This window comes from Streptomyces tirandamycinicus (assembly GCF_003097515.1).
GTDB lineage: Bacteria > Actinomycetota > Actinomycetes > Streptomycetales > Streptomycetaceae > Streptomyces > Streptomyces tirandamycinicus.
In genome coordinates this window covers 4,165,730-4,178,508 of the sequence record NZ_CP029188.1, presented here as the reverse complement: position 1 = coordinate 4,178,508, position 12,779 = coordinate 4,165,730, and the positions used below count along the sequence as shown (strand labels likewise).

At 73.1% G+C, this 12,779-nt stretch carries 11 protein-coding genes; 2 read left to right on the top strand and 9 right to left on the bottom strand.

What is annotated here, in order from left to right; genetic code table 11:
* Positions 1–28: 28 nt before the first annotated feature.
* The 5 genes from DDW44_RS18585 to DDW44_RS18565 all read right to left on the bottom strand — a co-directional run bounded on the left by DDW44_RS18585 (position 29) and on the right by DDW44_RS18565 (position 7,909).
* Entirely contained in the window at positions 29–1,999 is a 1,971-nt protein-coding gene (locus tag DDW44_RS18585; RefSeq protein ID WP_017946495.1) for an ABC transporter permease, read from the bottom strand.
* 67 nt (positions 2,000–2,066) lie between these two features.
* Complete coding sequence (locus DDW44_RS18580) at positions 2,067–3,191, bottom strand: quaternary amine ABC transporter ATP-binding protein (RefSeq protein WP_018889272.1); 1,125 nt, start codon at positions 3,189–3,191, stop codon at positions 2,067–2,069.
* Positions 3,188–4,729 carry a GMC family oxidoreductase gene (locus DDW44_RS18575; protein ID WP_108907116.1) on the bottom strand — a complete coding sequence of 514 codons (1,542 nt, stop codon included), beginning with the start codon at positions 4,727–4,729 and terminating at the stop codon, positions 3,188–3,190. The genes DDW44_RS18580 and DDW44_RS18575 overlap by 4 nt, the downstream gene beginning before the upstream one ends.
* 27 nt (positions 4,730–4,756) lie before the next feature.
* Positions 4,757–6,238 (bottom strand): aldehyde dehydrogenase family protein, encoded by a 1,482-nt coding sequence (locus tag DDW44_RS18570; protein WP_108907115.1) that lies wholly within the window; start codon positions 6,236–6,238, stop codon positions 4,757–4,759.
* Between the two features lie 681 nt (positions 6,239–6,919).
* Positions 6,920–7,909, bottom strand: coding sequence for a malate dehydrogenase (locus DDW44_RS18565; protein WP_017946499.1), 990 nt, complete (start codon positions 7,907–7,909; stop codon positions 6,920–6,922).
* A gap of 44 nt (positions 7,910–7,953) precedes the next feature.
* On the opposite strand from DDW44_RS18565, the gene DDW44_RS18560 reads away from it, so the two are divergent.
* A complete protein-coding gene (locus DDW44_RS18560) occupies positions 7,954–8,163 on the top strand; it encodes a hypothetical protein (RefSeq protein WP_108907114.1) in 210 nt (69 codons plus the stop codon).
* Positions 8,164–8,243: 80 nt separating this feature from the next.
* On the opposite strand, the gene DDW44_RS18555 is transcribed toward DDW44_RS18560, so the two are convergent.
* The 4 genes from DDW44_RS18555 to DDW44_RS32115 form a co-directional block, all read right to left on the bottom strand.
* Complete coding sequence (locus tag DDW44_RS18555; protein WP_108907113.1) at positions 8,244–9,275, bottom strand: XRE family transcriptional regulator; 1,032 nt, start codon at positions 9,273–9,275, stop codon at positions 8,244–8,246.
* A 529-nt stretch (positions 9,276–9,804) separates the two neighbouring features.
* The gene (locus DDW44_RS18550) at positions 9,805–10,533 is read right to left on the bottom strand and encodes a DUF3017 domain-containing protein (protein ID WP_108908873.1); all 729 of its coding nucleotides are present in this window, start codon (positions 10,531–10,533) and stop codon (positions 9,805–9,807) included.
* Positions 10,534–10,694: 161 nt separating this feature from the next.
* A complete protein-coding gene (locus tag DDW44_RS18545; protein ID WP_017946503.1) occupies positions 10,695–11,552 on the bottom strand; it encodes a bifunctional methylenetetrahydrofolate dehydrogenase/methenyltetrahydrofolate cyclohydrolase in 858 nt (285 codons plus the stop codon).
* Positions 11,553–11,589: 37 nt separating this feature from the next.
* A complete protein-coding gene (locus DDW44_RS32115) occupies positions 11,590–11,817 on the bottom strand; it encodes a hypothetical protein (protein WP_167455512.1) in 228 nt (75 codons plus the stop codon).
* A gap of 225 nt (positions 11,818–12,042) precedes the next feature.
* Between DDW44_RS32115 and DDW44_RS18540 the strand changes: the two genes are divergently transcribed.
* Positions 12,043–12,624: a hypothetical protein gene (locus tag DDW44_RS18540; protein WP_108907112.1), complete on the top strand. Its 582-nt coding sequence runs from the start codon at positions 12,043–12,045 to the stop codon at positions 12,622–12,624.
* The last annotated feature ends 155 nt before the right edge of the window (positions 12,625–12,779 follow it).

Here is a 12,779-nt window from a genome sequence, read left to right as displayed (position 1 = left end):
GTCGGCGGGTGGTGCGGAAGAGGTGGGGTCAGCGGGGGGTGCGGGAGGTCCGCTGGGTGACGCGGTCCAGGACGAGTCCGAGGCAGACGATCGCGATTCCGGCGGTCATGCCGAGGCCCATCTCGCCCCGGGACAGACCCTTGATCACGTCGTAGCCGAGCGCGCCGCCGCCGACGAGCCCGCCGACCACGACCACGGCGAGCACCAGCACCACGCCCTGGTTGACGGCGAGTTGCAGAGCCGGACGGGCCAGCGGCAGCTGTACGCCGAAGAGTTGCTGGCGCGTGGACGCGCCGAGCGAGCGGGACGCCTCCACGGCCGCCGGATCGACCTCGCGCAGGCCCTGCGTGGTGATGCGCACGACGGCGGGCAGCGCGTAGACGACGGCCGCGACGATCGCCGAGGTACGGGTGGCGCCGAAGAGCGCGACGACCGGGATGAGGTACACGAACTGCGGCATCGTCTGCATGGCGTCCAGCAGCGGCCGCACCCATCGCTCGAGGCGTCCGGCGCGTGCGCACAGCACACCCGCGAGGAAGCCGAGCACCAGGGTGACCACCAGCGCGGCGAGCACCTGGGAGAGCGTGTTCAGGGACTTGGTCCACACGCCGAGCACGCCGATCGCGGCCATCGCCACGGTCGCGGTGACGGCGGAGAGCCAGTTGCCGACGAGCCGGGCCGCGGCGGCGACCAGCAGCAGGACGGACCACCAGGGCAGCCAGAGCAGCGCGTCCCGCAGCGGGTTGAGGAGCCACACGGTGAACTCGCGCGCCCAGACCTCGGTGAAGGTCAGGTTCGCGGTGATCCACTCCTGTGCCCGGTTGACCGGCGTGGAGATGTCGTACGTCCAGGCGTCGGGCCAGCCGGCGGTGCGCACGGCCGCCGCGGCGGCGACCGCGGCCGCCACCAGCGCCCAGGCCCGGCCGCCGTGCAGCCAGCTCCCGGCGGGAGCGGACGCGCCGGTGCCGTCGCCCGCGGCCGCCGTCGTACGGTCCAGCCAGACCGCGATGAGCACGATCGGGAGACCGGCGGCGAAGGCCTTGCCGACGTCCGTGGTCGCCAGCGCGGAGTACACCTCCTCGCCGAGACCGCCCGCGCCGACCAGCGCGGCGATGACCACCATGGACAGCGCCATCATGATCGTCTGGTTGAGTCCGAGCAGCATCTGCCTGCGGGCGAGCGGGAGCCGCGCGGTCCACAGGCGCTGCCGGCCGTTCGTGCCGAGCGACACCGCGGCCTCCAGCGCCGCCGGGTCGGCGCCGCGCAGCCCGAGCGCGGTGAGCCGGGCCATCGGCGGGGCGGCGTAGATGACGGTGCAGAACAGCGCGGCCGGCGTCCCGGTGCCGAAGACCAGCACGAACGGCAGCAGGTACGCGAAGGCCGGCATGACCTGCATGGTGTCGAGCACCGGGCGCAGCGCCCGGTCCACCCGGTCGGAGAGGCCCGCGGCGAGACCGATCAGCGTGCCGAGCACGGCTGCGGCCGCGACGGACACCACCATCAGCGCGATGGTGAGCAGCGTGGCGTCCCACATCCCGAGCAGCCCGCAGACGGCGAACGCGCCGAGCGCGGTCAGCGCGACGCGCAGCCCGCGCCGGCCCAGGCCGGCGGCCCGCCAGGCGACGAGCACCGCGGCGGCCGTGACACCGAGCCAGCCGAGGGCGTCGAGGCCCTGGTAGACGGCGTTGACGGCGTCCGTGGCGGTGTTGGAGAGGTGGAGCAGGAAGTACAGGAAGAGCGGGTGGGAATCGCGGTTGTCGACGATCCATTCGTTGGCCGCGTCGAGCGGCCCCGATATGTCGGCGGTCAGCCCGGCGGGCCAGGTGCCGCCGCCGAGCAGGACGGCGCCGAGCACCAGGAGGGCGGCGAGCGCCCCGCCGCCCGCGAACAGCCCGCGGCGGCGCCGTACGGCGTCGCGCAGACCGCCGCCGGAGGGCCGGGTCCGGGCCTCGCCCGCGCCGGTCCCGGGCTTGGAGACGGTGGTGGCGGTGGCGCTCATCGGCCCCACCTGCCGGTGCCGGCGGCCGGTTCGCACGCGGGGCGGCACCCCGTGGTGTGGGTCTCTCTCATGCCGCCACCTCCCGGGCGGGGACACCCGCCACGACCGCCAGCAGCGCGGCGTGGTCCACCACGCCCAGGCAGCGTCCGCCCTCGACGACGCGGACCGGGCCGCCGGAGCGGGCGACCGCCTCGATCGCCTCGGAGACCGTCGCGCCGGGGGCGACCGCGGGGCCGTGCTCGGCCTCGGTAGCGCCGTCCGCGGGGCGCATGGCCGTACGGACGGTCATGACCTGCTCGCGGGGTACGTCGCGGACGAAGTCCCGTACGTAGTCGTCGGCGGGCGAGCCGACGATCTCCTCGGGAGTGCCGAGCTGGACGATGCGCCCGTCCCGCATAAGGGCGATCCGGTCGCCGAGGCGCAGCGCCTCGTTCAGGTCGTGGGTGATGAAGACCATGGTGCGGCCCTCCTCGCGGTGCAGCCGGATCACCTCCTCCTGCATGTCGCGGCGGATCAGCGGGTCGAGCGCGCTGAACGGCTCGTCGAAGAGCAGCACCTCGGGGTCGACGGCGAGGGCGCGGGCGAGGCCGACGCGCTGCTGCTGGCCGCCGGAGAGCTGGCCGGGGCGGCGGTCCTCCAGGCCGCCGAGGCCGACCTTGGCGACGACCTCGGCGGCCCTGGCGCGCCGCTCGGCCCGGCCCACGCCCTGGATCTCCAGCCCGTAGGCGACGTTGTCGAGGACGGTGCGGTGCGGCAGCAGACCGAAGTGCTGGAAGACCATGGCGGCGCGGTGCCGGCGCAGCTCGCGCAGCCGGGCCTTGTCCATCGAGAGCACGTCCTCGCCGTCGATGGCGATGGAGCCGGAGGTGGGTTCGATCAGCCGGGTCAGCGTGCGCACCAGGGTGGACTTGCCGGAGCCGGAGAGCCCCATGACCACGAAGACCTCGCCCCTGCGGACGTCGAAGCCGACATCCCGCACGGCGGCCGTGCAGCCGGTGCGTTCGCGCAGCTCGGCGGGGCTCAGCGCGGCGAGCTCGGCCGAGGCGGGCACCCGGTCGGCCTTGGGGCCGAACACCTTCCACAGGCCGCGCACCGCGAACACGGGCGGTTCCGGGTGCCCGGTGCCCTCGTCGCCGGCCGGGGCGGCGGCCCTGGTGCCGGCGCCGGTCGTCTCCTTGGTGTCGCCGTTCATCGCGCCTCGTCTCCCGTCGGCTTGAGTAGATCCGCACACTTCTCGCCGACCATCAGCACCCCGATCATCGGGTTGACGGCCGGCATGGTCGGGAAGACGGACGCGTCGGCGATCCGGATTCCTTCGAGTCCCCTGATCCTCAGTTCCGGGTCGACCACGGCCAGTTCGTCGGCGGGGGAACCCATGCGGCAGGTTCCGGCCGGGTGGTACACGGTGTGGGCGACCTTGCGCGCGTACTCGCTCAGCTCCTCGTCGCCGGTGACCTCCGGTCCCGGGCAGACCTCCCGCTTCAGCCATCCGGCCAGCGGTTCGGACTGCGCGATCTGCCGGGCGAGCCGGATGCCGTCGACGAGGGTCCGGCCGTCGTAGTCGTCCTCGTCGGTGAAGTAGCGGAAGTCCAGTGCGGGCTTGACCTCGGGGTCCGCGCTGGTCAGGTAGAGGCGGCCGCGGCTGCGCGGCTTGGGGATGTTGGGCGTCATCGACACGCCGTGCGCGGGCCGTTCGTAGCCCAGCCGCTCCGGATTGTCGGTGAACGGGATCTGGTAGAAGTGGAACATCAGGTCGGGGCCGCGCTCGGCGTCGTCGCGGCGCACGAACAGACCGGCGTCCGAGTCCATCGCCGAGTTCTCCGGGATCGGCCCGTGGGTCTCCCAGACGATCACCGACTCGGGGTGGTCGAGCAGGTTCTCGCCGACGCCCGGCAGATCGTGGGCCACGGGGATGCCGAGGGCCTCCAGATCCGCCTTGGGCCCGATGCCGGAGTGCATCAGCAGCCGCGGGGTGTCCACGGCCCCGGCGCAGACGACCACCTCGCGGCGGGCCCGGAGCAGCCGCTCCTCGCCGTCCTTGGTGCGGACGTGCACGCCGCGGGCCCGGGTGCCGTCCAGCTCCAGCCGGTACGCCCAGGTCTCCAGCAGCAGGGTGAGGTTGGCCCGTTCGTCCATCACCGGGTGGAGGTAGGCCACCGACGCCGACGAGCGCTTGTTGTTCTCCGGGTGGTACGCGAGGTCGAAGAAGCCGACGCCCTCGTGGAACGGCTTCCTGTTGAAGCCCTCGACGCGCGGTACGCCGAGTGCCGCCTGGGCGGCTTCCACGAAGTCCCGGGCGATGGCGTTGCGGTCGGCCTCGTCGACCGGGACAACGTTGTTCAGCAGCCTGCCGAAGTACGGGTCCATCGCGGCGGCGTCCCAGCCGTCGGCGCCCGCCTCGGCCCATTCGTCCCAGTCGGACGGCAGCGGCTTGAAGGCGATGAGGGTGTTGTGCGAGGAGCAGCCGCCGAGCACCTTGGCGCGGCTGTGCCGGATGTGGGAGTTGCCGCGCGGCTGTTCGGTGGTGGGGTAGTCGTAGTCGAGTTCCCCGCCGAGGAGGCCCATCCAGCGGCGCAGGGTGAGGACGTCCTCGCGGTCCACGTCGCTCGGGCCGCCCTCGATGACGGCCACGGTGACATCCGGGTCCTCCGTCAGGCGGGAGGCGATCACCGATCCGGCGGTGCCGCCCCCGACGACGACGTAGTCGTACGCGTAATCGTGCTCGGTCATGGTGGTGGTTGCTCCTGCTCCCCGTGATCAGCCCGCGAACCAGCGCACGGGGCGCGGGGCGAGGTTCTGATAGATGTGCTTGGTCTCGCGGTACTCGGCGAGCCCGGCGGGGCCGAGCTCCCGGCCGATGCCGGACTTGCCGAAGCCGCCCCACTCCGCCTGAGGCAGGTACGGGTGGAAGTCGTTGATCCACACGGTGCCGTGGCGCAGCCGTGCCGCGACCCGCCGGGCCCGTCCGGGGTCGCCGCTCCAGACGCCGCCCGCGAGCCCGTACTCGGTGTCGTTGGCGAGCGCGACGGCCTCGTCCTCGGTACGGAAGGTCTCGACGGTGAGGACCGGGCCGAAGACCTCCTCGCGCACCACGCGCATGGTGCGGTCGCACCGGTCGAGGACGGTCGGCCGGTAGAAGTAGCCGGGTCCGTCGGGCCGCTTGCCGCCGGCGCGCAGCACCGCGCCCTCGGCGAGCGCGGAGGCCACGAAGTCCTCGGTCTTCGCCAGCTGCTGCGCGGAGACGAGCGGTCCGCACTCGACGCCGTCGTCCGTGCCGGGGCCGAGCCGGATCAGCTCGGCACGGCGGGCGAGTTCGGCGACGAAGCGCTCGCGGAGGGACTCCTCGACGATGAGGCGGGAGCCGGCGGAGCAGACCTGGCCGCTGTGGATGAACGCGGCGTTCAGCGCCTGGTCGACGGCGGTGTCGAAGCTCTCGTCGTCGGTGCAGGCGTCGGCGAACACCACGTTGGGGTTCTTGCCGCCCAGTTCCAGGGCGACCTTCTTGACGCTGTCGGCGGCGGCCCGCATCACCTTGGTGCCGCTGGCCAGCCCGCCGGTGAAGGAGACGAGGTCGACGTCGGGGTGCTCCGCCAGGCGGGCCCCGACCGGGTCGCCGGGGCCGGTGACGAGGTTGGCGACGCCGTCCGGCAGTCCGGCCTCCGACAGGAGGCGGATCAGCGCGACGGTGCTGAGCGGGGTGATCTCGCTCGGCTTGACGACGAAGGTGTTCCCGGCCGCGAGGGCGGGCGCGATCTTCCAGCTCGCCTGCAGCAGCGGGTAGTTCCACGGGGTGATCAGACCGCACACGCCCACCGGTTCGTGCACGATCACGCTGTGGATGTCCGGTGAGCCGGCGTCCACGACGCGGCCGTTCTCGTTGACGACGAGATCGGCGAAGTAGCGGAAGGCGTCGGCGACGCAGTCGACGTCGACGCGGCCCTCCTCCACGGTCTTTCCGGCGTCGCGGCTCTCCAGGCGCCCGAGTTCCTCGCGGTCCCGCTCCAGCAGCCCGGCGACGCGGCGCAGCAGCGCCGCCCGCTCGGCCACCGGTGTGCGGGGCCAGTCCCCCGTGTCGAACGCCTCGCGTGCGGCGGCGATCGCGGCGTCGGTGTCCTCGGCCCCGCCTTCCGCCACGACGGCGAAGGGCGCGGCGTCCGCGGGGTCGAGGATCTCGCGCGTGGCGCCGGAGACGGCTTTGCGCCATTCCCCGGCCACGTGGATGGTCAGTTGTGCCGACACGTCGCGTTTCGCCTTCCATTCCCGTTATGTCGCTCACCAGCAAGGACTGGCGAGCGGGTCGCCTGCCCCGGAGAGCGGAAAGCATGCGCGACGGGTGGCCGGAAGTAACGTGTGTCACTCCGCGGGGAGCGAGGGAAGTCGCGTGCGAGTCGTCACGGACGGTGAGCGGACCGGCTCGCGTGAGCGTCACGCCGGGGCCTCACGGGGTCTTCACGCGGGGCCTTCACGGGGGCTTGGGCCGGGTCTTCGCGGGGCCTCCACGAGGGTGTGCACGAAGGGCTGCACGAGGGGCTGCACGGGGAGCCTCCAGGCCGCCGCCGCACACTCTTGACTTCCGTCATATCGGGAGGAAACTGGTCTTTACACCAGAAAACCGCAGAGAGCCGCACCCCGTCGGAAGAGACGTCTTACCGAAGGGCGTGACCCCCTCGGCTCTGGCTAGGCCCCCGGCGAGAAGTGCGAGGACCAGCGCGACCGGCGACGACCGGTGCGTGGGAAATCGCCCCGATCACCGGGGACTGTCGTATGCCGGGGCCGCTCCCGGGCCGGCCGCGGGCGGGTGCCCGCCGGCGCGACGCGTCGGTCCGGCCGCGCCGCATCGTCCGCGGGAAACGCCGGAAACGCCGGTGGGACGCCGCACGTTCGTGCGGCGTCCCACCGGCGTTTCGCCGTTGCCGACCGTCAGATGAGGCCGAGGCCGCGAACCGCCTCGCGCTCCTCCTCCAGCTCCTTCACCGACGCGTCGATGCGGGTGCGGGAGAACTCGTTGATGTCCAGGCCCTGGACGATCTCGTACTTGCCGTCCTTGCAGGTGACCGGGAAGGAGGAGATCAGACCCTCGGCGACGCCGTAGGAGCCGTCCGACGGGATGCCCATGGAGGTCCAGTCGCCCTCGGCGGTGCCGTTGACCCAGGTGTGGATGTGGTCGATCGCCGCGTTCGCGGCGGACGCGGCCGAGGAGGCGCCGCGGGCCTCGATGATCGCGGCACCGCGCTTGGCGACGGTCGGGATGAAGGTGTCCGCGAGCCAGCTCTGGTCGTCGATGACCTCGGCGGCGTTCTTGCCCGCGATCTCCGCGTGGAAGACGTCCGGGTACTGCGTCGCGGAGTGGTTGCCCCAGATGGTGAGGCGCTTGATCTCGGAGACCGGGACACCGGTCTTGGCGGCCAGCTGCGACAGCGCGCGGTTGTGGTCGAGGCGGGTCATCGCGGTGAAGCGCTCCGCCGGTACGTCCGGGGCGGCGGCCTGCGCGATGAGCGCGTTGGTGTTGGCCGGGTTGCCCACGACGAGGACCTTGATGTCGTCCGCCGCGTGGTCGTTGATGGCCTTGCCCTGCGGCTTGAAGATGCCGCCGTTGGCCTCCAGCAGGTCACCGCGCTCCATGCCCTTGGTGCGCGGGCGGGCGCCGACGAGCAGTGCCACGTTGGCACCGTCGAAGGCGATGTTGGGGTCGTCGGTGATGTCGATGCCCCGGAGCAGCGGGAAGGCGCAGTCGTCGAGCTCCATGGCGGTGCCCTCGGCGGCCTTCAGGCCCTGCGGGATCTCGAGGAGGCGCAGCCTGACCGGCACGTCCGCGCCGAGCAGTTGGCCCGAGGCGATGCGGAAGAGCAGCGCGTAGCCGATCTGGCCGGCGGCGCCGGTGACGGTGACATTCACGGGAGTGCGGGTCATGGCGATCTCCGTAAGACAGCTGGCGGTGGGGGTCCCTGCCCCTGGTGCTGGACATCTCCACCGTAGTGATCGGCACCGCCGCGTTCGGCGCGATGCGCGCGATCGGCGCTCACCCCGCCGGACCGGCACGGGTCCGCGCCGATCGGCACCGGTCGGCACCGATCGGCACCGGTCGGCACCGGTTCGCGCCGATCGGCACCGGTGGCCGGGGCCGGTGGTCGGCACCGATCGCGGTGATCGATCTCTCGACGTGAAGAGATATCCAGCGGTCAGGCTATCCGACCCGGGCCCCCCGGAACCCCCGGATCCCTGTGGTGCGGCTCACTGGAGCGCGCTACTGCTCCGTCGTGCATCCCTCGTCGCCCGTCGTCAGCGTGGCGCACGCCTTCGCCTCGGACTCGGCGGCCACGGCGACCATCGGGGTGTAGGCGTCCTTGTCCGCGTTGACGAGCCCGCTGCCGCTCTCGCCACCGGCGCTGATCCGCACCTTGTCGCCCGGTGTCGCCTGAGTGATCCGCGCCCACGCGGCCCCGCACGTCTTGCTGTAGCGCACTTCGACGAGGGCGGTGCCGACGGTCGCCCGGGAGGCGGTCGTGGCGAGCTGACCGCCGCACCCCATGTTCTCGGGGTCCTGGCCCGTGCAGTCGGCACCGACGCACTTCACCCCCGCGGGCAGCTCCGGCGCGCTGGTCGCCGGCGCCGCGGAGGGCTGCCTGGCCACGTCGCTGCCCGGCTCGTCACCGGCGCCGCCGAGATCGGTCAGCAGCACCGCGGCCGCGATCACCAGCAGCGCACCGACCAGCCCCGCCACGAACACCGTCGCCTTGCGCCGCCCGCGCCCTGGTCCCGGACCGCCGGACGGGGCGGGGGCACCGGGGTACGGGGAGCCCGGCCGGTGCCCGGCCCGTTCCGATCCGCTGCTGGGCTGGGCGGGCACCCGGGGCCGGTCGCGCGGGCCCTCCCCGTCCGGTGCGGTGGTGGTCAGCCCGCCGCCGCGGCCGGACGGGGCGCCCGGGCCCTTCGGTCCGAACTCGCCCAGAGCGGCGCGCGCCTGGGATATCCGGATGGCCTCCATCGTCATGTCGTGGCGCATCTCGGCGCGGCTCCAGGCACGCTCGGCGAGCTCCCACATGGTGGTGAGGTGGACCGGATTGGTCCCGGTGACCTCGGCCAGGGCGACGATCGCGCCCTTGGGTGCGAGCAGCCGTCCGTTCAGAAAGCGCTCCCACGACGTCTTGCTGTAGCCGGTGCGGTCCGAGAGCGCGGCGATGCTCAGCCCACTGCGGTCGACGAGCCTGCGCAACTGGCTCGCGAACTCCCTCACCTGCGGATCGAGTTCTTCCGGTAGCGCCTTCCAACGAGGCATTGCCTCCCCCTTGTCCCCCGAGTACGTGCCTGATGTGCCCCGCGCCGTGGTGCCCCCCGCCACGCCTCGGGGTCCGCGTCGTGTGGACTACCCGGAGGGATGCGCGAAGCCAGGATGACAGTTCCTGGCGCCGGGGCGCACGGGAGCATTCGGGACGATGCCGTACCCCGATGTGCGCCGCCGTTCCGAAAGCCGGCCTCAGTCTCGCATCCGTTGCCCGGCGATCACACCATGGCGGAACGGTCACTTCCGTGCCACAGGCCCCGAAATTCTCTTGTGACTGATTGGCGCGTGCATGACCCTGAACCGGGCAGCGGTGTCCGTCCTCCTCGGGGGAGGGGACGGCCGCCGTCGCCCCTGCGCGCCGCACGCCGGCCGCGGCCGAGGCACCACAGCGGGGTGTGGGCGCGTTTGCGTGGTGCGCGACAGCGGGCGCGGACCCGTGCGCGCGGTGCGCGACAAAAGCCGCGAACGGCTCCGGCCGCGCGGCCGGCCCGGACGCACGGGACGGCCGGTGCGCCCGGGTGCTCTACCGCACGGTGAAGCGGACCGCTTCCTCGAGGAACGGGATCTCCAGCCACGGCCGCGGCTGGACCATCAGGGCGAGCAGCACGATGACGGTCCCGAGCACCCCGTAGGTGACCATGTCGGTGAAGCGCGAGCGCACCGCCAGCATCCCCACGGACGGCAGCACCCGGCGCAGCGCGGCGCCGGTGAGCAGGGCGGCGCCGACGAGCATCGTGCCGACCCTGAACGCCTGCTCGAACGGGTCCGCACCGACGATCAGCAGACCGAGCGCCGCGAGCCCGAGCACCGTCAGCAGCGGCCACTGGCGCGCGGGAGCCGGCGCGTCACCGGGCGCGGCCCGCCCGCCGCCCTCGGGGCGCGCGGTGTCCCGGGTGACGGTGGGCGGGCGCCGCGACCTGCCGGCGGCCCGCTCGCGCGCGCCCGCCGGCTCCTCGGCGGGCCCGGGCTGGGAACCCTTCGGCGTCTCCGCGTCGCCGGCGGCATCCACCGCGCCGCCCGCCGTCACCGTACGGTCCCCGGCGTTCGCGGAGCCGTTCGAGGTGCCGCGGTCCGCGTCACTGTCGGAGCCGCCCGGTCCCGCGTCCTCACGCCGGGCGGGGCCCGCGCCGTTCCTCGCCACGGGATCGCCCGCCTCGGACCGGGTGCCGTTGCGTCCTGCCGGTTCGCCCGGCGCCTCGGGCCGGATGCCGTTCGCGCGCGCCGTCCCGTCCGTACGGTCGGCGCCGCTCACCGCCGGGCCGGTCCCGGGCGTGCCCGGGGCGCCCCCCGGCGTGTCCGGCGGGCCGAAGGACGCGCCGTTCGCCCGGGCCGGCCGGCGGCCGGCAGCGGAGCCCGCGCGGTCGCCGGGGGAGGGAGAGGAGGAGGGGGAGGGGGAGGAAGAGTCCATGGATCTCAGTCCGCGGCTGCCTGCTCGGCCGCCTCGACGACGTTGACGAGGAGCATGGCGCGGGTCATCGGGCCCACACCGCCCGGGTTCGGCGAGAGCCGGCCGGCGACCTGCGCGACGTCCGGATGGACGTCGCCGACGATCTTCCCGTTGCCGTCGCGGCTGACGCCGACGTCCAGCACGGCCGCGCCCGGCTTGACGTCCTCGGGGCGGACCAGATGGGCCGAGCCCGCCGCGGCCACGATGATGTCGGCCTGGCGCAGATGCGAGGAGAGGTCCCGCGTGCCGGTGTGGCACTGGGTGACCGTGGAGTTCTCGGAGCGGCGGGTGAGCATCAGCGGCAGCGAGCGCCCGATGGTGGTGCCCCGGCCCACCACGACGACATGGGCGCCGTTCAGCTCCACCTCGTACCGGCGCAGCAGCCGGATCACGCCGTTCGGCGTGCACGGCAGCGGTGCGGGCTCGTTCAGCACGAGACGGCCCAGGTTCGTCGGGTGCAGGCCGTCCGCGTCCTTCGCCGGGTCGATCAGCTCCAGCACCCGGTTCTCGTCGATGCCCTTCGGCAGCGGCAGCTGCACGATGTAACCGGTGCACTCCGGGTTCTCGTTCAGTTCCCGGACGACCGCCTCGATCTCCTCCTGCGTAGCGGTCTCGGGCAGTTCACGCTGGAGGGAGGCGATGCCCACCTCCGCGCAGTCCCGGTGCTTGCCGGCCACGTACTTCCGGCTGCCGACGTCGTCGCCGACCAGGACGGTCCCGAGGCCGGGCCTGAATCCCCTGGCCTTGAGCGCCGCCACGCGGGCGGCCAGTTCGGACTTGATCTCGGCCGCGGTGGCCTTGCCATCGAGAATCTGGGCGGTCATGCCCCCATCCTCGCGGATGACCCCGCCCCGGTACCAATCAGGTTCGCTCCGAGCGGCCGGGCACCGCCCGCACACCGGCCTCGGCGGCGGTGGTGGCGTCGGCGGCGGCGGTGGCGGCGGTGGCGGTGGTCGCGGCGGGGACCAGTGTGGTGACGGCGGCTCGGTGAGACCGGTGCGGTGAGGACCGGCTCGGTGAGACCGGTGCGGTCGCAACGGCGGAGTTCGCTGCGGCGGGCTTCGCGGCGGCGCAGTTCGCACCGGCCACCCCCGGGATCCTCCCGGCATGCCACCACACGGTTCGCCCAGCGGTACACAAGGTTGCACTCGCACAACACATTCGCATATCGACTGGACAAGAAGTCGATGGCGACACCACGATGAACCGCGCAGTGTCGCGGCAGTGTCGGGGGGCAGACCGCATGGTTACCTGTGGCGTTCCTCCGGTCAGGCCCGCGTCGTCCCCGCAGAACCCCGACGGAGGAACCCCGCCATGAGCTTCGGCGACCCGAACAACCCGTACGGCCAGCAGCAGGGCCAGCCGGGCTACGGCTACCCGCAGGGCCAGCAGCAGCCGCCCCAGCCCGGTTACGGCTATCCCCAGGCCCCGCCCGTCCAGCCCTACGGGGGCGGCTACCCCGGCGCACCGATGACGGAGATGCCGGGAGGCGTGAAGGCCGCGCGCGTGATGCTCTTCGTCATCGGCGGCCTGCAGGTGCTCGGCGCCGTCTTCGCCGCTCTCAGCGCGGTGGCCATCAGCGCGGCCAAGAGCGACCCCGCGCTGCAGGACGACATCCAGTTCCAGCAGCTCGCCGACTGGTCGGCCGGCGGAGTCTGGTTCATCACGCTGCTGATACTCGGCTGGGGCGTGTTCGCGATCGTTCTCGGCGCCAAGTTCGGCAGCGGCGGCAACGGCATCCGGGTCACCGCCCTGGTCTTCGGCATCATCACCGCGATCCTCGGGATCTACCCGTTCGTCCTCGTCGGCCTCGCCCACACGGTGCTCGCGATCCTCGTCGCCGTGTTCGTCGGCAAGGCCGACGGCGCCGCGTGGTTCAACCGCCCCCGGTACTGAGGCCCGTTCACTCACCAGCCGCGGACTGCAGGCCGTGACGCCCGCCCGAGGCGGGCGTCACGGCCTTTCCCTTTCGCGCACCCGGCCCGCGCGGCACGACGACGTCCCCGGCGAGCCCCACGCGTACCGGCAGGCAACCCTCGCCCAGTGCCTGC

Coding starts and splice junctions, on each gene's coding strand:
- DDW44_RS18585 (WP_017946495.1), bottom strand. CDS start 1,999: ATGAGCGCCACCGCCACCACCGTCTCCAAGCCCGGGACCGGCGCGGGC.
- DDW44_RS18540 (WP_108907112.1), top strand. CDS start 12,043: ATGAGCTTCGGCGACCCGAACAACCCGTACGGCCAGCAGCAGGGCCAG.
- DDW44_RS18565 (WP_017946499.1), bottom strand. CDS start 7,909: ATGACCCGCACTCCCGTGAATGTCACCGTCACCGGCGCCGCCGGCCAG.
- DDW44_RS18580 (WP_018889272.1), bottom strand. CDS start 3,191: ATGAACGGCGACACCAAGGAGACGACCGGCGCCGGCACCAGGGCCGCC.
- DDW44_RS18575 (WP_108907116.1), bottom strand. CDS start 4,729: ATGACCGAGCACGATTACGCGTACGACTACGTCGTCGTCGGGGGCGGC.
- DDW44_RS18545 (WP_017946503.1), bottom strand. CDS start 11,552: ATGACCGCCCAGATTCTCGATGGCAAGGCCACCGCGGCCGAGATCAAG.
- DDW44_RS18555 (WP_108907113.1), bottom strand. CDS start 9,275: ATGCCTCGTTGGAAGGCGCTACCGGAAGAACTCGATCCGCAGGTGAGG.